Origin of the sequence: Lachnoclostridium sp. An76, assembly GCF_002161355.1 — a bacterium.
Taxonomy (GTDB): Bacteria; Bacillota; Clostridia; order Lachnospirales; family Lachnospiraceae; genus Mediterraneibacter; species Mediterraneibacter caccavium.
In genome coordinates this window covers 54,992-75,927 of record NZ_NFHL01000009.1, presented here as the reverse complement: position 1 = coordinate 75,927, position 20,936 = coordinate 54,992, and the positions used below count along the sequence as shown (strand labels likewise).

The window sequence follows — 20,936 nt, the reverse complement described above, 5'->3', positions numbered from 1 at the left end:
GCGATTGTATATTATTACTCTGCTGAGATAGCGCCTGTCGGACAGGCAGCCTCGCATGCTCCGCAATCTACGCATGCATCAGCGTCGATTTCGTATTTGCCATCGCCTTCGGAGATAGCGCCTACCGGGCATTCGCCTTCGCAAGAACCACAGCTTACACATTCATCACTGATTACGTGTGCCATAGTATGTACCCTCCTTCTTTGGTTTTCAGAAAAGGAACCTTCCTTTCCGATATCCCTATTCTAATACACGGGGAGAGAATATACAAGGGTTTGGCGTGTTCTAAATTAAATACTTTGACAGGCTTTAAATTTTAGGAAAAATTCACATTTTTTTCTGTTAAATTGGTGTAAGATAAAGAGATGATGCGGAAAGCCCGCTGAAACGGAATTTAAATGGGTGTTCTGTAGTATGGAGGAAGAAAATGAAGAAGAGACTGATCGCTGCCGTGTCCCTGGCAGTGTGCGCGGCAATGGGAGTCTGCGCATGCAGCGGAGAGGACCCGGACAATGTATTTACAGGAGAGGAGACGCAGGTGCCTGAGTGGCAGCCAAAGCTGAATATGATAACCCCTGAGGTATACGGGACAGTGGATGACCTGGATCTGGAGCCGGGGACCTACATTTCGGTCATCGGGAAGATGGAGAATTCTTCTTACTGGAAACAGGTACAGAAGGGAGTACAGCAGGCGGCGGATGATATAAATGAGAAGCTCGGCTATACAGGGGATGACAAGGTAAAAGTACTTTTTAATGCCCCGGCGGACAGCGAGGACATCGATGAGCAGGTCAACATCCTTGACGAGGAGATGTCAAGGTATCCTGACGTGATCGCCATTGCCAGCATTGATGAAGACGCATCGGCAGTCCAGTTCGACCTGGCGATCGGGAACGGGATCCCGGTCGTGGCGTTTGATTCCAGGAACAGTTATCAGGGAATCCAGTGTACCTGCATGACAGATAATGCGCAGGCCGCCGCAGACGGCGCGGCAAAGCTCTGCGAGGCGATCGGGGACAGCGGCGAGGTGGCGCTGATCGTGCAGGATTCCGTGTCCGGCAATGCCAGGGAGCGGGCGGAAGCTTTCCGTCAGGAGATAGCAGAAGGACATCCGGGAGTTTCTATCGTAGAGACGATCTATATGGACCAGCTGGATGAGATGAAGCGCCAGGCAGCGGCGGAAGAGCTGGGAGTGACGTCTGAGGAACTGGCTGCATGGACAGAGGCAGCGTCCGGGCTGGGAGAGGGATCGGACAGCGATGCAAAAGGTGAGGCAATCTCGGAAGAAGCGAAGACAAAACTGGAAGACATCGATTCTATCGCAGGGGCGATGAGCGGCGAGGAGGCAGCTGCCTATTATCTTTCGAAGCACCCGGAGCTGAAAGGATGTTTCGGGACGAATGCGGATGCAGTCACACTGGGCCTGGAGGCGCTTAGGACCATGGAGCAGTCGGAAGAGATTGCTCTGGTCGGATTTGATGCCGGAAAGGAACAGCTCGAGGCGCTGGAAGCCGGTGAGATCGACGGACTGGTCGTCCAGAATCCGTTCGGCATGGGATATGCCACGGTAGTCGCTGCGGCGAGGACGATACTGGAGATCGGAAATGAGGCAGTGGTGGATACGGGATATACATGGGTGGATAAGGAAAATATGGAAGACGGATCCGTGCAGATGATGCTGTACGAGTAGAAGCCGGAAAAACAAGATAAAAAGCATCGGTATGACCAGGAAAGGTTATCCGGTGCTTTTTTATCTGACAGGGCTGTGCCGGGGGCATCATCCCGCGCGGCTCAGGGAAAAGATGAATTCCGTGCCCACACCCTCCGTACTGATCACATTGATATTCTCGTTATGCGCCTGGATGACCTCTTTTACGATAGAAAGGCCAAGCCCGGTGCCTTTTTTGTCCTTTCCGCGGGACAGGTCGGATTTGTAAAAACGCTCCCAGATCTTATTCAGCTCTTTGCGCGGGATGCCGATCCCGTGGTCCTTCACGGAAATAAAGGCTTTCTCATTTTTCAGCGTTACTTCCACAGTGACGGAAGAATCGTTTTCACTGAATTTGATCGCATTATCGATCAGGTTGTAAAGTACCTGCTGGATCTTCCGTCTGTCTGCGTACACGCGGACGATACCCGGCATGAGCAGAAGTTCGATGGAAATGTGCTTCGGAGTGCAGACTGCCTCAAACGATGCTGCTGTCTTTTTAATGACTTCCTGGATATCAAACTCTGCTTTGGAAAGAAGGAGCTCTTTGGTATCGAACTCATTCAGCGTCAGCAGATCGCTTGTCAGGTCTGTCAGGCGTTCTGTCTCGAAAAGGATGATATTCAGATATTTTCCATACAGTTCAGGGGGGATTGTGCCGTCTGCCATTGCCTCTACATACCCTTTGATCGAAGTAAGCGGGGAACGGAAATCGTGGGATACATTTGCCACGATCTTTTTCTGATAGTCATCCATATCTTTGAGCTGCGCAGCCATATAATTCAGCGATGCAGATAAGTATCCAACCTCGTCATGCGCGGTGACGGGGATCTCATAGTCAAGATTGCCGCGGGCATACTGCTGGGCTGCTTCGGATATTTTCTTTACAGGGCGGTACACGATGAAGTGGACGCCGAGAAGAAAGATAAATGACAGCAGATAGATGACCGCGAGGCTGATATATACGGGGAACATCATTGCTCCGCAGCGCAGTTCGATATTCTCCGCCGGACTGTGGATCAGCAGGTAGCCTTTTGTAACAAAGCCTTTTGTGACAGGAGCCATTACTGTGATGACATCCTCATCGAAGTATCCGTGGTAAGTGCCGGAAATGTACTGGTTTCCTCCGATCTCAGCGGGATTGAAGTCCTCGATCACCTCAGGGGCGGAAGTATTCTCGATATTTGACGAGGTGATCATTGTGCCCGTGCTGTCCACAAACCACAGGGATGCATTCAGGTACAGGCGCATAGCCGCAAGCTGTGCCTGCACCGCATCGATCGACGAGCCGCCGGCGGGGGAAGAATCGGAAAAATAAGAGGGAAGATAATCGCTTGCGATCAGCGTGGCTTCCCGGTACAGTGTCTGGGAAGTGTCCTCCATAAGCCGGTCCTCCACCAGCTGCGTTGTGAGCGTGGCAGTTGTGAACAGGCACAGAAAGCCGAATATGATATATAGTGCGATAAATTTCAGGTGAAGCATACTCTTCATGGCGATCTCTCCGTAATTTACCTGGTCTCAAATTTGTATCCGATGCCCCAGACAGTACTGATGCTCCACTGGGGGTGATCCTTGATCTTTTCGCGTAGACGTTTGATATGGACGTCTACGGTCCTTGTGTCGCCGATATATTCGTATCCCCAGATGCGGTCCAGGAGCTGTTCCCTTGTGAACACCTGGTTCGGGGAGGCTGCGAGACAGTAAAGGAGCTCCAGCTCTTTTGGCGGCATTTCGATATGCTGTCCGTCACAGGTGACAGAATAGTTGGTAAGATTTATAGTGATGCCGTCGTATTCTACGCATTTTGCCTTCTCCGCATTCGCTGACTCGGTTCTCGCCGGCTGGTACCGTCTCAGCACAGCACGCACGCGGGCGACCATTTCTTTCGAGTCAAAAGGCTTCATAATATAATCATCCGCGCCGAGCTCCAGACCCAGGACCTTGTCAAATACCTCTCCTTTTGCAGAGAGCATGATCACCGGGGTGGCGGAACGCGCCCGGATCTCACGGCATACCTGGTAGCCGTCGATGCCGGGCAGCATCAGGTCCAGCAGGACCAGATTGGGCTGGTAGCTGTCAAATGCGGTGAGGGCGTCTTCTCCGTTATATACGATCTTTGTGTCAAAACATTCTTTCGTGAGATAGAGCGAGATAAGCTCCGCGATATTTTCATCGTCGTCTACAATAAGGATCTTCTGTTTTCCGATCATGCTGCTACCTCCTAAAAGGGGTCAGACCCCTTGCACAAATTATATTTCCAAATTAATTTATCCAAGTTCTACGATAGTAACTCCGGCATCGCCTTCTCCGAATTCGGCGAGGTGATAGGATTTTACGTGTTTCTGCCGTCTCAGGTATTCGTGAATCCCTTTGCGAAGGGCGCCGGTGCCTTTTCCGTGGACCACCCGCACGGTGTTCAGATGGGAGAGAAGGGCGTCGTCCAGATATTTATCCAGCTCCGCGACTGCCTCGTCCACGGTTTTTCCGAGCAGATTGATCTCCGGGCTGACGGACAGGGATTTGCCCATGGCGATCTTCCCTTTTGATGTGCGGCTGAATTTCTTCTGGGCGTACGGCGACGGCTCTTCGATGATCTCCAGGTCGGAAATGTTGACCTGGGACCGGAGGATGCCCATCTGCACGGTGACATTGCCGCGGGAATCCGGGAGAGAGCTGACTGTACCGGTGAGATTCATACTCAGCACTTTGACAGATTCGCCCAGTTTAAAATCAGACGGCTTATGTTTTTTCTTCGGCTTCTGGGAGCCAAGAGAAGAGGCAGCGGAGGTATCCTTGATCTTTTTCCTGAGCCGCTCCCGTTCTTTTTCCATTTCAGCCGCCGAGATATTTTCTTTCCCGAATTTATGGAAATTGCGGATCGTCTCATCCGCCACTTCTTTTGCCTCTCTGAGGATAGCGTTCGCCTTCTCGTTCGCCTCCCGGATAATGCGGTCTCTCTGCTCGTCCAGCTTTGCCTGTCTCTGGGCGGCCTGCTGCTTCAGGCTTTCAGCTTCCCGGCGGTACGCTGCGATTTCTTCCCGTTCTTTTTCAATCGTGCGCCGGCTCGCCTCGAGATCGCTCAGCAGATCCTCAAAGGAGACGTCCTGCTCGCTCAGCCGCTTCTTCGCGTCCTCGATGATATAGTCCGGCAGCCCCAGCTTGCCGGAGATGGCAAATGCATTGCTCTTCCCGGGGATTCCGATGAGCAGACGGTAGGTAGGGCGCAGGCTTTCGACGTCGAATTCACAGCAGGCATTTTCCACGCCGGGCGTAGAGAGCGCGTATACTTTCAGTTCGCTGTAATGGGTGGTTGCCATGGTGCGGATATTGCGGCTGTGCAGGTGGGACAGGATGGCAATGGCAAGCGCCGCCCCCTCAGTGGGGTCTGTCCCGGCGCCCAGCTCGTCGAAGAGGACAAGAGAGCGCTCATCTACCTTTTTCAGGAAAGAAACAATATTCGTCATATGTGAGGAAAATGTACTCAGGCTCTGTTCAATGCTCTGCTCATCTCCGATATCCGCATAGACCTGATGGAACACTGCCAGCTCAGAGCGGTCGCCAGCCGGGATGTGGAGCCCTGCCTGCCCCATCAGGGTGAAGAGCCCGACGGTCTTAAGAGACACGGTCTTTCCTCCGGTATTCGGGCCGGTGATGATCAGGAGAGTAAAATCTTCCCCCAGGGACACCGTGATCGGGACAACGGTCTTCTGATCCAACAGCGGATGCCTTCCCTCGCGGATCCGGATGCGTCCTTCTTCGTTAAAGACCGGACGGCTTCCCCGCATGGAGAGGGCCAGAGCGCCCCTTGCAAAAATAAAATCCAGATCCGTAAGCGCCCGGTAGTCCGCGCGGATCTCTTCGATATACTGCGCTGCCTCCTCGCTGAGCCTGGCAAGGATGGCCTGGATCTCTTCCTGCTCTTTGGCGTAGAGCTCTTTTAAGTCATTGTTCAGTTTGACCACTGCCATCGGCTCGATGAAAAGAGTGGAGCCGGTGGAGGACTGGTCGTGGATGAGCCCCTGCACCTGCCCTCTGTATTCCGCTTTTACGGGAATGCAGTAGCGGTCGCCGCGCATGGTTATGATCGGATCCTGCAGATAGGTCCTGAGCGAACCGTTTACCAGGGAGGACAGGGTAGAGTGTACTTTGTCATTGATGCTCCCGATGCTGCGGCGGATATGCTTCAGTGTACTGCTGGCGTCATCGCTGATCTCATCCTCGGAGATGATGCATCTCTCGATCTCTGATGAAAGCGGAGTGAGGGGTTCCAGCTGGTCAAAATAAGCGTCCAGGCAGTCCGAAGAATCTTCCTGGGTGTCATGACGCCCGTAAGATTTCGCCCGCGCCGCATTTGCGAGCAGGCGGCAGATACGCAGAAGTTCGGAACTGGTCAGGGCGCCGCCGACTTCCAGCCGTTTCATGGATTCCTCTACGGGCATGGCGTCCCCGAAGGAAATCCGCCCCTTCCGCACGATGCGGGTAAAAGCGGCAGCGGTCTGTTCCTGAAATGTATCGATCTTCCCGAGGTCAGTCATGGGCTTTAACCGGCGGCAGAGCTGCCTGCCGCGGAAAGAACCGGCTTCTTCCTCGAGAAGGGCTGTGATCTTGTCAAATTCAAGCTTTGTCAGTGTTTTCTGATTCATGAAGTCACCTTGTATTTCTGTTCATCATTTTAGTATCCGTAAGCATTGTAACCCATTCCGGGAATTATGAAAAGGCTTTTCCAAAATGAATTGAACAATCCAGGCGAATCAGTTATACTAGGATTCGGAGGAGAATGATGTCCATGCCGAACGATAAAGACCGGGATCTGGGTCCGGATGATGGCCCGGAGGAAAAGAAATATTCTTTTTTGCAGGAGACGATAAAACCAAAACCGATCAGCAGGGAACATTTCATAAATCAGCTTGCCAGATTTGCCATATATGGGATTGTGCTGGGAGTGTTTGCCTGCCTTGGTTTTTTTGCGCTTAAACCATGGCTGGAAGATCAGTTCGGGGAAGATCCGAAGACAGTGACGATCCCGGAAGACGAAGAAGACGGGGGCGGGACAGATGGATCGCAGGAAGATTCCGTGCCCGCGGCCAATGCAGACAGTTACGAAGAGATGATGGACAGCATGAATGAGAGGGCTGCGGATGCGCGAAAGGGGATCGCTGCCATAGAGCCGGCAAATGCAGGGGAAGACTGGACAAAGGAAATGACCGGCATCAGTACCGGGGCAGCAGGAGTGATCACGGCAGATAACGGGCAGGAGCTTTTGATCCTGGCGGATGACTTTGTCTGCGAGGATGCTTCTGAATGGACAGTCACCTTCCAGGATGGAAAAGAATACCGCGCATCCCTGAAAAAGCGGGACAGAAACAGCGGCCTGGCAATATTCAGCGTCCCGCACGGAGAGATCAAAGACTCTACCTGGTCTGCGATCAAGGTGTCCGTACTCGGGAATTCGAATCTGGTGAAACAGGGCGACACAGTGATGGCGCTGGGAAATCTCTTCGGCTACGCTGATGGGATGGGGTACGGCACAGTCAATACAACAGATTATAAGACTACATTTTTTGACGGAGAGTGCGGGATCCTCACGACAAACATCCCTGCGGAAGAGCAGGGCACGGGAGTCCTGTTTAATATGGAGGGACAGGTCGTAGGGCTGATCCCGGAGTCTGTCTGGGACAATAACGAAAGTTCCATGGCAAATGCTTACGCGATCTCAGACCTGAAACCGATCATAGAGTTCCTGGCAAACGGGGAAAGTGTCCCGTATATCGGAGTATACGGCACTACAGTGACGTCAGAGCTCAAGGAGGAGCAGGGCATGCCGGGAGGCGTTTATGTAGTGGACGTAGACCCGGATTCTCCGGCAATGGCGGCAGGGATCCAAAGCGGAGACATTATTTATGCAATAGGAAATAAAAATGTAATGAATATCGGTTCATACCAGAATACGGTCCTGAAAATGAAAACAGGGCAGCAGATCACGGTCGAAGGAAGGCGGATTGGCGCGGAAGGGTATGTGGACGTGGAATTTACGGTGACTGTCGGAAGCAAAGAGTGACAGGACCGCACAGGATCCGAAAAAAGCAGATAGAAAGAGGAAAAAAATGAGATATATCAATGGGCTTCATGAAGGAGAGACGATCAGGAATGTTTACCTGTGCAAGGGCAAACGTTCCGCGGAGACAAGAAACGGAAAACCGTATGACAACCTGCTCCTGCAGGATAAGACAGGCATCCTTGACGGGAAGGTGTGGGATCCCAATTCCCAGGGAATCGCAGAATACGATGAAAAAGACTTTATAGAAGTATATGGGGATGTGATCAGCTATAACGGCAATCTCCAGATCAATATCAAACAGATCCGGCGCGCCCAGGAGGGAGAGTATGATCCGGCGGATTATATGCCAACCACGGAGAAAAGTGTAGAAGGGATGTATGAGGAGCTGACCGCATATATCCGGCAGATCGGGAATCCGTATCTGAAAAAACTTCTGGAATATTTCTTTGTAAATGACAGCGCGTTCATCAAAACATTTAAAGGACATTCCGCCGCGAAGACTGTGCACCACGGCTTTGCGGGCGGACTCCTGGAACACACGCTGAGCGTGCTGCACCTGTGCGAATATTTCGCAGGCGCGTATCCGATCCTGAACAGGGACCTGCTTTTTGCCGCGGCGATGTGCCATGATATCGGTAAGACAAGAGAACTGTCCGCGTTCCCGGACAATGATTATACGGACGAGGGTCAGCTCATCGGGCATATCGTGATCGGAGTGGAGATGATTGGAGAGGCAGTGCGCTCGATCCCGGATTTCCCGGTGCAGCTCGCGAACGAACTGAAGCACTGCGTGATCGCGCATCACGGAGAACTGGAATACGGCTCGCCGAAAAAACCGGCACTGGCGGAAGCGCTGGCGCTGAACCTGGCGGATAACGCGGACGCGAAGATGCAGACGCTGACAGAGATATTTAAAGGAAAGACCGGTCATGAGTGGCTGGGATATAATAAATTATTTGAATCGAATTTACGCAGGACGTCAGGAGTGTAACACACTCCTGATTTCCCTATAAGGAGAAAAATATGAAAAAGAATGATACAGCAGCCGTAAAGATCACGGACATCGGCGTGAACGGCGAAGGCATCGGAAAAGTGGACGGATATACCCTGTTTATCAAAGACGCAGTGATCGGGGATACCGTGGAAGCGAAAGTTATGAAAGCAAAGAAAAACTACGGATATGCCAGACTGATGAAGGTGCTTTCGCCCTCGCCTGACCGGGTCACACCGAGATGCGGGTTCGCCAGGAAGTGCGGCGGCTGTCAGATACAGGAGATGTCCTACGGGCGGCAACTCATTTTTAAGGAACAGAAAGTGCGCGGAAATCTGGAGCGCATCGGCGGTTTCCCCAAGGAGCTTCTGGACCGGGTGATGGAACCGGTGCTCGGCATGGAAGAACCGTTCGGCTACCGCAATAAAGCGCAGTTCCCCTTTGGGACAGACAAAGAGGGAAACCCGGTGACCGGATTTTATGCCGGACGCACTCATGATATCATCCCGAATACAGACTGCGCCCTTGGCGCGCCTGTGAACAGGGAAATCCTGGAGACCATCCTGGGATTTATGAAAAAATACCAGATCCCTTCCTATGATGAAAAGACCGGGAGCGGCCTGATCCGCCATGCCCTGATCCGCTGTGGGTCCGCAACCGGCGAGATCATGGTCTGCCTTGTGGTGAACGGAAAAGAGATCCCGCATGCAGATGCACTGATCGACAGGCTGGCAGAGATACCGGGCATGACAAGCATCACCCTGAGCCCGAATACACGCCGGACAAATGTGATTATGGGCGACAGCTTCAAAGTGCTCTGGGGACAGGGATATATTACAGATTATATCGGAAACATCAAATATCATATCTCGCCTCTGTCGTTCTATCAGGTCAATCCGGTCCAGACGGAGAAGCTGTACTCCCTTGCCCTGGAGTACGCGGATCTGAAAGGCGGGGAGACTGTGTGGGATCTGTACTGCGGCATTGGGACGATATCCCTGTTCCTCGCGCAGAAAGCGGGAAAGGTGTACGGAGTGGAGATCATTCCCCAGGCGATCGACGACGCCAGGAAAAATGCAGAGATCAACGGGATTGAAAATGCGGAGTTCTTTGTGGGAAAGGCAGAGGAAGTGCTGCCCCGGTGGTATCAGGAGAATGAAGGGGCGGAAGCAGGGCTCCGGGAAGAAGGAAGCCGGACCCGGGCGCGCGCGGATGTGATCGTAGTCGATCCGCCCCGCAAGGGCTGCGATGAGGCGCTGCTGGATACGATCGTGAAGATGCAGCCGGAGAAGGTCGTGTATGTAAGCTGCGATCCCGCGACGCTAGCACGGGACCTGAAGGTGCTGTGCGGGAAGGGGTATGAGCTGGAGAGGGTGAGGGCGGTGGACATGTTTCCGATGACGGTGCATTGCGAGACTGTGTGCCTCTTGGGCAAACGAAAACCTGATACCACGGTAAAGATCGGTATAGATATGGAGGATTACCGTAGAATCAGAGATGAGGAAAAAGCGAAATAAAAGCGAAATAAAAGCCTATCTGCCATTGAAAATCGTATACGGAATCGGAGTTGAGAAGCTGTTGATGCGTTAGAGAACAACGTGTCAGCAGCTTTTTTTCGTTATGAGGTGTGTGGACGAAACTTCGAGGAGGTGGCACCTTTGGGCAGAGAGAATTGAAAAATGGTGACGAAGGCAAGTCTGTAATAATTCTAAGGTCTGATCAAATCTGAAAGGAGTCAATTCTATGGCAAAGAAGAGTGTAAGAAATATGAAAGTCTGTGGACAGAGCGGTTATCAGTATAAGACGGTCCCGTCTATCATGCTGAAAGGACAGTGGCTGAATGACTGGGGATTCGAGATTGATGATGCGATTGTGGTGAAGTGTGAGGACGGGAAACTGGTGATTTCCAAGGCTGAAGCCAATGAGCGGCAGGCGATTACCGGAGTGAGCCAGATGGTTGCGGAAGGCGTGAAGAAATACGGAAACTGAGAATGATAAGAAAATCAGAGTCAAAGGAGGCAAGGAAAATATGGGTAAGATTATCATGTGCGGATCGTTTAAAGGTGGAGTTGGCAAGACGGCCAGCTCCTGGAATCTGGCGTATTGTCTGGCAGAGATGGGGAAGAAGGTTCTGGCAGTGGATTTTGACAGCCAGGCAAATCTTTCTACCTGTTTTGGGATCGAGGATCCAGCGGCGGTGCCGATGACCATCGGGCATCTGATGATGAGTCAGCTGGAGGATGAAAAACAGCCGGAATCGGCAGAGTTTATTCAGAAAAGAAATGGTGTGGATTTTATTCCGTCATCCATGGTGCTGTCTGCTGTGGACAGCAGGCTGCGGATAGAGATGGGGGCTGAGAGGATGCTGGCGAACATCCTGGAACCGATTAGGGATCAGTATGACTTTGTGATAGTGGATACGTGTCCTTCGCTGGGGTCGTTGACCATCAATGCGCTGGCTGCGGCAGATGAAGTAATCATTACCGTCAATCCGCAGCTCCTGGCTATGATGGGGCTTCAGGATTTTATCCGAACAGTGAGAAAAGTACGGAGTAGGCTGAATGAGAGGCTTCAGATTGCAGGGATCTTGTTGACAATGTGTGACGCTAGAACAAATCTCTGCAAAGTGATCACGGAACAGGTGATGGAGGTGTTTGAAGGGAAAATCCGGATCTTTGAGAGCGTGATCCCGAATACAGTCAAGGTGGGAGAGTCCATTTATTACAGTAAGCCGTTGGTGGAATATGCGCCGGGAAGCAAGGCGTGTGAGATGTACCGGAGCCTGGCAAGGGAGGTGGCAGGTTATGAAGACTAATAGCCCAAAGAGAAAGGTGTTTCAGGATGCTTTAGATTTACTGACGGAGGACATTGCAGTAGATAAGGCTGTGTCTGAAAATGGTATTCTGCAAATTTCCATTGATAAGATCACGCCGTTTCATGACCATCCCTTCCGGTTGTATGAGGGAGAACGCCTGGATGACATGGTGCAGAGTATCCGGGAGCATGGAGTTCTGAATCCGGTGATCGTAAGACGCACAAAGACGGGATTTGAGATGCTGGCCGGACACAACCGGGCAAACGCTGCCAGACTGGCGGGGCTGAAAGAGATTCCTGCTATCGTGAAGGATAAGCTGACAGAGGAAGAGGCGTATGTCTATGTGATTGAGACGAACCTGATCCAGCGGTCCTTTACGGATCTCCTGCCGTCAGAAAAGGCAGCAGTGCTGAAGGAACGGCATGAGAAGATCTCCTGTCAGGGGAAACGGAATGACATTGTGAAAGAGATTGCTGCTCTGGAAGGCGCACCACAGAAATCAACTTGTGGTCACAGTGACCACAAGTTAAGGAGCAGAGATAGCGTTGGGAAGGAATATGAACTGTCAGGAAGTTCTGTCTCCCGGCTGATGCGCCTGAATCATCTGATCTCGGAGTTTAAGGAGCAGGTGGATGATGGCAGGCTACCTTTTATGGCGGCAGTTCATCTCTCCTATCTGAACGAAGAAGAGCAGAATTTGATCTGTCAGGTTGCAGAGCAGGAAGGCAAGAAGATTCGCCCCAAGCAGGCGGAGCAGCTTCGGAAACAGACCGGGAAGATTGACCAGGAGACAGCAGAGACTGTGTTCCGATGCCACGAAAAGTCTAGGGCTGAAAAGAAGACGGTCAAGATATGGATCGACGCAGAAGTTTACGATGCGTATCTGGCGGATGTTGGAGAAGCAGATGTTTCTGAAATCATGGAGAAAGCATTGAAAATGTATTTTGGAAAGGCGGTAAATTCGGAACGTTGACAGAGAGTATTAAGAATTATTAATTCCTACACATTGTTAGAAATTATAAAATTCAGTTTTAATATGACTTAAATAGATGTAACGAAAAGGATTGTAAAATAAAGGATTTTCTCTATAATATAAATTGACGTTAGCGATCATATCATCTGAGCGAAAGTCGGTTGGCCACCGAATCCAGCCAGAAGAAAGGAGAAGGAATATGCGAGTGAATGGTCTGATCATTTCTTACGAGAACGGTATGAACATATTTACAAGGGGATCGATGATGACGAAATATCCTGTTGGCGATTTGTTGTGCAGGATATTTCAAGGTGAGACACTTGATAATATTACCAGAATACTTCGGAACTGCATCAATTATTGCCCGATGAAAGATAACATTCTCACGCAGGATGAGATCGAGGCTGCAGAGCATTATATCCTTGAGGCTCTTCTCTATGATGATTTTATTCCGGCGCAGCGTCTTGCTCAGGGAAGTTTTGTTCGCTGTATGGAACGTTGCCGAGCACTGGATTCGAAGACGGCAACACGATTTCTATATGAAGAAAGAGTTCGTGCTGCTATGAACGATATGCTTGAAATAGAAATTGGTTTTGATACAGTTGGCAATTTTCTACGGCTTTGTTATAACAATTATATTATTGACCTATGCAATGCACATGCGTTATTTATTGGTATGGCGGCAGTGAAATCTGGCACAGCCAGTCCGGAAGAACGAGCAGCATTTGATGAAAGATGTAAGCTATTGCATAATTCCGATGTAGTTCCGGGTATTGAAATGCACACGATTTATGATTCTGATCGAGAAGAATTTACTTACCAATATGTTATCAGCAGCTTTCTTGCGATGGCGGTTTTTGAGTTTTCACATCTGACTGAAGCTGCCACTAAAGTGGTTCGATGCCATAATCCAGAGTGCCATAAGTTTTTTACCGCTAAGCGGAATAGTGCGAAATATTGTCCATTCCCCTCACCGCAGAATCCTGGGCGTACATGTAACGACTACTATCCGCAGGTTGTGTATCGATCAAAGGTGAAAGGCGATGAACTAAAGAAAATGGAAAAGAATGCTTATTGTCGTTTATATAACGATAAACGCAGAAATCCAGAAGCAGCGGGAGAAGTTGATGAGCTTCTACGCATGCTACAAATTGAGTCTCCTGGAAAACGAGACAGCGTTTTGAGTGGGGAGCTGTCAAAAACAGAATATCAGGCATGGTTAAATAGCATCAGACGAGAGAAAGGTAGGTCTTATAATGAATAATAGCATGATGAATGGAATAGCGTCTATTTTTACCGGCAAGGGTGGAACCATCAAATTAGCGATTGCTGGATCGTTAATTGCGGCGGTAATTTATGAAATCATAGATGCCAACTATGGTTTGGATGTAGCGATGAGAGATGGATCGATTTCTTTGATACCGGTGACTGGTTCGAGTGATCAGAGGATGCAGACTAATTCGATTCAAGAGAGCGAACAATCAGAACAAGATCAGATGCAGACTTCTGTTACGGATAATCAGGAAGAGGACGAACAGAAAGGATAATAGATACTTATATATGCCGCTTGAGGGGGATGCCCTTGAGCGGTTTTTACATGTATATCATGAGCAAATTCTGACGAATGCTATAGAGTGTTTTTTGATAATAAATGATGAAAGAAATATAACAAAATATCAGGAAACATCAAAAAAGAATTGTAAGATAATGAGCATAGTGATATGCTTTATAAGTAGGAATTTAAGATGACAGGAAAGCAGAAATATGGAGGTATACATGGCTAACGAGTATATTACGGATAATTATATTAACATTGAAGAAGCAGCCGAATATATTGGAGTTAGTGTTATTACAATCAGAGGCTGGATTAAGAAAAAAGACGACTTTCCTGCCTATAAGGTAGGGAAACTGTGGAAATTCAAGAAGAGCGAATTGGATGAGTGGATCAGCAGCGGAAAAAGTGCGGATGTCTAATAAGATAGACATGCTGTGTGATAAAGATATAAACGTGTACTGGATATAGGATACATCATAATACAGTAAAGATGAAATTATCATTAAAATACGCGGTTTTGGAGGAAGAATATGGCCAGACTAGAAGACCTTACAGTTGGCTGCAGTGTATTGGGCATCAACGGGGATGAGCCAGTTAATATTGTCGCAGTACAATGGTATGGTTCTAACGTTATAGAAATTACATATAAGAACAGTCGGGGAGTTCCGGATGTACGGTTACTTTACAGGGATGATGAAGCAGAGATCAGTGTTCAGGACAATCATCTTCCCTGGAGTTTTGATGCTGACGGAGAGCAGTTGCGTCTTGTATCAGAGGCTTACAGAATCAGCCTGGCACATTTGTTTGATCCTTATCTGGCTGTACATACATCGTCGGTGGAGCCGCTTCCGCATCAGATTTCTGCGGTCTATCAGGAAATGTTGCCGAAACTTCCCCTTAGGTATGTCCTTGCTGATGATCCGGGCGCAGGAAAGACCATTATGACTGGCCTGTTTATAAAGGAACTGATTGTCAGAGGCGATCTGAAAAGATGCCTGATCGTATCGCCGGGGAGTCTGGCGGAACAGTGGCAGGATGAATTGTTTTCAAAATTCCATTTGCGCTTTGAAATCCTTACAAATGATAGAATCGAGTCTGTAGCCAGCGGGAATATTTTTTCGGAAGTGGATTTCTGTATTTGCAGACTGGATAAACTTGCAAGAAACGAAAGGATACAGGAAAAGCTAAAGGTTACGGAATGGGATCTCATTGTGTGTGATGAGGCTCACAAAATGTCAGCAACGGTGTGGGGAGGAGAAGTCAAATACACAAAAAGATTTCTACTGGGAAGGCTTTTGTCAAATATTACGAGAAATTTTCTCCTTCTAACGGCAACCCCTCATAATGGCAAAGAAGAGGACTTCCATCTGTTTCTGTCCCTGGTGGATCCGGATCGATTTGAGGGAACGCATGGCAATTCGCAGCAGGCGATCGATGTCAGTGATGTGATGCGTCGTCTGGTGAAGGAAGAACTATTGAAATTTGATGGGACACCCTTGTTTCCGGAACGCATCGCTTATACGGTCAATTATGATCTGTCCCCTGAGGAATCAAAGCTTTATGCAGCGGTTACGGAATATGTTCAGGAAGAATTTAACCGGGCGGATAAGCTGAATAATGAGCGAAAAACAACGGTAGGATTTGCGCTTACCATTCTTCAGAGAAGATTGGCATCATCCCCTGAAGCCATCTATCAGTCGCTCCGCAGAAGAAGAGAGCGGCTGGAGCATAGACTGGCAGAAGAGCGTCTGGGCAAGAGAGCGGCGGAATACAGTATTGATTTTGATGAGATGGATGACGATGATTTATCTGCAGAAGAAACGGAAAAGATGGAAGAGGCTGTGGTAGATCATGCATCTGCGGCAGCTACAATCGCAGAGCTGGAGGCAGAAATCCGTACATTGAAGCGACTGGAGCAGATGGCAAATCGGGTACGTGTGAGCGGTGTAGACCGGAAATGGGATGAACTGTCACATCTTCTTCAGGACAATGAAGCCATGTTCGGAGAAAATGGAAACAGAGAGAAGCTGATCATTTTTACAGAACATAAAGATACACTGAAATATCTGGCAGAGAAAATCCGTTCACTCTTGGGAAGCGATGAATCCGTAGTCACCATTCATGGCGGTATGATCCGTGATGAGAGAAGAAAAGTAGAAGAGTTGTTTAAGCAAGATGTTGGCGTTCGGATCCTGATTGCTACGGATGCGGCCGGTGAAGGGATTAACCTTCAAAGGGCGCACCTGATGATCAATTACGATTTGCCCTGGAATCCGAATCGTCTGGAACAGCGTTTTGGCCGTATTCATCGTATCGGACAGACAGAAGTCTGCCATTTATGGAATCTGGTTGCGCAGGAAACCAGAGAAGGCTTTGTTTTCCAACGGCTATTTGCTAAACTGGAAGAAGAGAGACAGGCTTTGGGAGGAAAAGTATTTGATATTCTGGGGAAGGTTACCTTTGAAAATAAATCCTTACGAGAATTATTGATCGAAGCAGTGCGCTATGGAAACGATCCGAAGGTTAGGAACCGGCTGAATGAGGTCGTAGATTATTCCATGAACTCGAAAGAACTTAAAAAGTTACTCAATGAACGGGCATTGACGGATGATGTGATGGATATCGGAGTTGTCCATGCGATTAAAGAGGATATGGAGCGGATTGAGGCTCATAAGCTTCAGCCTCATTTTATCGAAGCATTTTTCATAGAAGCATTTCAGAGTGTTGGCGGGAAGATCCGAAGAAGAGAAAAAGGAAGGTATGAGATTACTTCCGTTCCTTATGCAGTCCGGAATCGTGATATGCAGATAGGATTTGGAGAACATGTTCTGAATCGCTACGAGAGGATATGTTTTGATAAAGAATTTCGTAACATACAAGGCAAACCACAAGCCGAGATGATCTGTCCCGGGCATCCGCTTCTGGAAGCGACCATCGATCTGATTCGAGAGCGCAACGTGGATACGATGAAACGAGGAGCCATTTTTATTGATGAAAATGATTATAGTCAGGACGCACGTCTCCTGTTTTATATTGAAGATGCAGTACAAGATGGAATACTGTTGAAGAACGAAAACCGCAGGACGATTTCCAAACATATTCATTTTGTTGAGATCAAAGAAGATGGAACTGCTTCCAATGCTGGGTATGCGCCATATCTGGATTATCGTGCCGCAGAGGAATCGGAGACAAAAGCAATCCGCAAATGGATGCAGTCACAGGCCTGGCTGTGTACGGGTGTGGAGAATCTGGCAAAAGGTTATGCAATCGAACATCTGATACCGGAACATTTCTCCGAGGTGAAAAAGCGAAAAGAAGTCATGCTGGATAAAATAGCCAAAGCTGTGAAGGACAGAATGACGGCGGAGATACAGTATTGGGATTACCGTGCGGCGGATTTACAGCAGAAAGAAGCTGCTGGCAAAACAAATGCCAAGTTAAATTCAAAGCTTGCTGCCCGTAGGGCAGAAACACTGGAAGCCCGGATGCAGGTAAGACTGGCGGAGATTGAAAAAGAACGGAGAATTTCCCCGATGCCTCCGGTGATTACCGGCGGAGCATTAATTATTCCGAAGGGATTGCTTCATCAACTGATTGGAACTGAAAATGTGAACACATTCAGTCAGGGAGACCGACAGTCGATTGAGTACGCTGCGATGAATGCGGTCATCGAGATCGAAAGAAGCCTGGGTTACCGACCGAAAGATGTCAGCGCGGCAAAGTGCGGATATGATGTGGAGTCCTTCATTCCGGAAAGCATGAGGCGGAGAATGGAAGAATATGCGCTTCGCTTCATAGAAGTAAAGGGGCGGAAGAAAGGTGCGACCACTGTAACTGTCAGTAAAAATGAAATTTTGACGGCACTGAATAAACCAGAGGAATTTATTCTGGCAATCGTGGAAGTGGATGGGCAAAACAGCCATACGATTTACTTGAGACATCCCTTCAAGAATGCTCCGGATTTTACCGCAACCAGTGTGAATTATGATATACAGGAATTGATCCAGAATGCGGAGATTTTGTATCAGAAATAAAGGAGAAAGTTATGGCAACGAAAAAACTGATTGAGGTGGCGCTGCCTCTGGAAAAAATTAATTTAGAAGCTGAGAAAGAAAAACAAATTCGTCATGCGCATCCAAGTAATCTACATCAGTATTGGGCAAGACGTCCGTTTACCACTGCGCGGGCAGTAATTTGGGCTTCGCTAGTTGATGACCCATCATCGCATCCGGATCTTTTTCCTACAGAGGAAGACCAAAACAGAGAGAGAAATCGGCTATTTAAAGTTTTAGAATCTCTAGTAGAATGGGAGAACTCCAATGATGAATTTATTCTGAAACAGGCAAAAAAAGAGATTATAAAATCAACAAATAATAATCCTCCTGCTTTATTGGATCCTTTTTGCGGCGGTGGAGCAATTCCGTTTGAAGCTCAAAGATTGGGGCTTGAAACACATGCACATGATTTGAATCCTATTGCAGTAATGATTAATAAAGTGATGATTGAATTTCCAGCATTGTTTCCAAATAGTTCTCCAGTTAACCCGAGATCAAGAAAATTATTTCAAACACAATGGGAGGGGATTACAGGTCATGCGGAAGACGTGCAATATTATGGAGAAAGAATTAATGAGGAAGCTAAAAGAATCGTGGGTTCAAATTATCCGAAAGTTAAATTATCAAAAGAATTAGGAGGAGGTTGTGCAAACGTTATTTCTTGGATTTGGACGAGGACAGTTAAATGTCCGAATCCAGCTTGTGGATGTGAAGTTCCTTTGGCAAAATCTTTTGATATATCAACGAAAAAAGGAAATCTTCATCATGTTGAGGTAAAGTATATTGATAAAAAACTCTCTTTCATTGTAAAACCGGGAAAATCAGATCAGAAAGGAACCATGTCTAGAAAAGGTGCAATATGCCTGTGTTGCGGTAATCCTATAGATATGACATATATTAGAAATGAGGCATCTAGTGGGCGCATGTATGAAAGAATGATGGCTACAGTTGCTGAGGGTAAGGGGAAAAGAGTCTATTTAACGCCGGATAGGGAACAAATAGATGCTGCAAAAGTCAATAAGCCAATTGAATATCCGGTCGGTGAAATTGCGTATAATCCTCGAGATATAAGGACCCAACTATATGGATTGTATGATTATTCCGATCTTTTTACAAACAGACAGTTAAATACACTTTCTATTATGGCAAAACTTATAGATACTATCCGAAAAGAAGTCGAGAGAGATGCTATTACCGCTGGAATGAATGATGATCACATATCTATCGAAAATGGCGGAGTTGGAGCTTTTGCTTATAGCCAGGTAATAGCTGTACATTTGGCATTTTTGCTTGATAAGATGGCATGCTTGCATTCAAATCTAACAATGTGGAAACCTCTAGCCCAATGTCCGTTATCATTTTTTGGAAGGCAAGCTATACCAATGGCGTGGGATTTTGCTGAAGCAAATCCTTTTAGTGGTAGTTCTGGGTCATATAATGTTATACTTTCTGGGTATGTCAAAGCTCTTGTTGCATCACTTGACGTCTCAATAGAAAAGAAGTCATATGTAAAACAGTTTGATGCACAAATGGATTGTGGTTTGAGAAATATTATGATATCAACGGATCCACCATATTATGACAATATCAGTTATGCGGATTTGTCTGATTTTTTCTATGTTTGGATGAGATATAGCTTAAGAACAGTTTTTCCTGATATATTTAGGACTATTTTAGTACCCAAGAAAGAGGAGTTGGTTGCAACACCGTATCATTTTGATGGAGATAACGATGTAGCAAAAGAATTTTTTGAATCTGGGATGTTTGAAACATGTAGACAACTCAATTTGTATGCAAGGGAAGACATACCTGTAACAATTTACTATGCGTATAAACAGAGTAGTATTGACGAAAATAGCGAAGTTGCTTCAACAGGATGGGAAACTATGCTATCAGCTATTATCAGGGCTGGATTTTCAATTACAGGTACATGGCCTATAAGAACGGAGAGGGCCGCTAGAAATGTAAGTTTAGGAGCAAATGCCTTAGCTTCATCAATTGTTTTAGTTTGTAGAAAAAGAGATAAAAGTGCTCCACAGATTACCAGAAGGAATCTTGTGAATATTTTGAGAAAAGAACTAAGGCCCGCTTTAAAGCAATTGCGAGATAGTAATATTGCCCCTGTGGATTTGGCCCAATCATCGATTGGACCAGGCATGGCAGTGTTCTCTCGATATAGACAGGTACTTGAAGCGGATGGCTCGCCAATGACTGTTAGAAGTGCGTTACAGGTGATTAATGAAGAAATAGATCTTTATTTCAATGAGCAGGTGGGTGAAATGGATTCCTCCAGTCGTTTCTGTGTGGATCTTTATACACAGAATGCTTTTAATGATATTAAATATGGCGATGCTGAAATCTTGGCTACAGCCAAGAGTACATCCATTCCGATGATGTCTTCACGGGGTATGCTTTATGCAAAGGCAGGCATAGTGCATCTGCTTGAGCGTTCAGAATTGCCGGAGAGAGTAGATTGCGATGAAAAATGTGTATGGATGCTTACGCAGCAGCTTACACAAGCAATGACCAAGGGTGGGGTAGAAGCCTGCGCACAGATTGTAGCAAATATGTTCGGCTCCAATGCTGAACAGGCAAAAGACCTGGCATACCGCCTATATACAATTGCGGAACAGAAGAATTGGGCAGACGAAGCCTATGCATACAATTCCTTAGTTGTAGCTTGGCCAGATATTCAATCCAGAGCAGCGGCGTTGAAGGCAGTAGAGCCAAAACAGATGACATTGTTTGACTATGATACCAAAGAATAAATATGGAAGGAGA

16 protein-coding genes are annotated in these 20,936 nt (G+C 47.8%); 12 read left to right on the top strand and 4 right to left on the bottom strand.

Features of this window, described 5'->3' with window-relative positions:
• Nucleotides 1-14: 14 nt before the first annotated feature.
• Entirely contained in the window at nt 15-185 is a 171-nt protein-coding gene (locus B5G27_RS13500; protein ID WP_009244075.1) for a DUF362 domain-containing protein, read from the bottom strand.
• Between the two features lie 242 nt (nt 186-427).
• On the opposite strand from B5G27_RS13500, the gene B5G27_RS13495 reads away from it, so the two are divergent.
• The gene (locus B5G27_RS13495) at nt 428-1,690 is read left to right on the top strand and encodes a substrate-binding domain-containing protein (RefSeq protein ID WP_087179389.1); all 1,263 of its coding nucleotides are present in this window, start codon (nt 428-430) and stop codon (nt 1,688-1,690) included.
• Nucleotides 1,691-1,777: 87 nt separating this feature from the next.
• Here B5G27_RS13495 and B5G27_RS13490 read toward each other — a convergent pair whose 3' ends face one another.
• Genes B5G27_RS13490 through B5G27_RS13480 form a run of 3 tightly spaced genes read right to left on the bottom strand, consistent with a single transcriptional unit; the run spans nt 1,778 to nt 6,351 of the window.
• The gene (locus tag B5G27_RS13490; RefSeq protein ID WP_087179388.1) at nt 1,778-3,199 is read right to left on the bottom strand and encodes a sensor histidine kinase; all 1,422 of its coding nucleotides are present in this window, start codon (nt 3,197-3,199) and stop codon (nt 1,778-1,780) included.
• Between the two features lie 17 nt (nt 3,200-3,216).
• Nucleotides 3,217-3,918, bottom strand: a complete 702-nt coding sequence (locus B5G27_RS13485) for a response regulator transcription factor (protein ID WP_087179387.1) — start codon at nt 3,916-3,918, stop codon at nt 3,217-3,219.
• Nucleotides 3,919-3,975: 57 nt separating this feature from the next.
• Nucleotides 3,976-6,351: an endonuclease MutS2 gene (locus tag B5G27_RS13480; RefSeq protein ID WP_087179386.1), complete on the bottom strand. Its 2,376-nt coding sequence runs from the start codon at nt 6,349-6,351 to the stop codon at nt 3,976-3,978.
• 143 nt (nt 6,352-6,494) lie between these two features.
• Between B5G27_RS13480 and B5G27_RS13475 the strand changes: the two genes are divergently transcribed.
• From B5G27_RS13475 to B5G27_RS13420, 11 genes are all read left to right on the top strand, one after another.
• Nucleotides 6,495-7,766, top strand: a complete 1,272-nt coding sequence (locus B5G27_RS13475; RefSeq protein WP_087179385.1) for a S1C family serine protease — start codon at nt 6,495-6,497, stop codon at nt 7,764-7,766.
• A 46-nt stretch (nt 7,767-7,812) separates the two neighbouring features.
• Entirely contained in the window at nt 7,813-8,757 is a 945-nt protein-coding gene (locus B5G27_RS13470) for a 3'-5' exoribonuclease YhaM family protein (protein ID WP_087179384.1), read from the top strand.
• A 32-nt stretch (nt 8,758-8,789) separates the two neighbouring features.
• Entirely contained in the window at nt 8,790-10,274 is a 1,485-nt protein-coding gene (gene rlmD, locus B5G27_RS13465) for a 23S rRNA (uracil(1939)-C(5))-methyltransferase RlmD (RefSeq protein ID WP_087179383.1), read from the top strand.
• Between the two features lie 226 nt (nt 10,275-10,500).
• Nucleotides 10,501-10,746, top strand: coding sequence for a SymE family type I addiction module toxin (locus B5G27_RS13460; RefSeq protein ID WP_087179382.1), 246 nt, complete (start codon nt 10,501-10,503; stop codon nt 10,744-10,746).
• Between the two features lie 40 nt (nt 10,747-10,786).
• Nucleotides 10,787-11,572 (top strand): ParA family protein, encoded by a 786-nt coding sequence (locus tag B5G27_RS13455; RefSeq protein WP_087179381.1) that lies wholly within the window; start codon nt 10,787-10,789, stop codon nt 11,570-11,572.
• Nucleotides 11,562-12,545 (top strand): ParB N-terminal domain-containing protein, encoded by a 984-nt coding sequence (locus tag B5G27_RS13450; protein ID WP_087179380.1) that lies wholly within the window; start codon nt 11,562-11,564, stop codon nt 12,543-12,545. Before B5G27_RS13455 ends, B5G27_RS13450 begins: the two co-directional genes overlap by 11 nt.
• 199 nt (nt 12,546-12,744) lie before the next feature.
• Nucleotides 12,745-13,809, top strand: a complete 1,065-nt coding sequence (locus B5G27_RS13445) for a DUF6076 domain-containing protein (RefSeq protein WP_087179379.1) — start codon at nt 12,745-12,747, stop codon at nt 13,807-13,809.
• Nucleotides 13,802-14,092, top strand: coding sequence for a hypothetical protein (locus tag B5G27_RS13440; protein WP_087179378.1), 291 nt, complete (start codon nt 13,802-13,804; stop codon nt 14,090-14,092). The genes B5G27_RS13445 and B5G27_RS13440 overlap by 8 nt, the downstream gene beginning before the upstream one ends.
• Nucleotides 14,093-14,321: 229 nt before the next feature.
• A complete protein-coding gene (locus tag B5G27_RS13430) occupies nt 14,322-14,519 on the top strand; it encodes a helix-turn-helix domain-containing protein (RefSeq protein WP_087179429.1) in 198 nt (65 codons plus the stop codon).
• 111 nt (nt 14,520-14,630) lie between these two features.
• A complete protein-coding gene (locus B5G27_RS13425) occupies nt 14,631-18,134 on the top strand; it encodes a helicase-related protein (protein WP_087179376.1) in 3,504 nt (1,167 codons plus the stop codon).
• Nucleotides 18,135-18,145: 11 nt separating this feature from the next.
• Nucleotides 18,146-20,923, top strand: a complete 2,778-nt coding sequence (locus B5G27_RS13420; RefSeq protein ID WP_087179375.1) for a DUF1156 domain-containing protein — start codon at nt 18,146-18,148, stop codon at nt 20,921-20,923.
• The last annotated feature ends 13 nt before the right edge of the window (nt 20,924-20,936 follow it).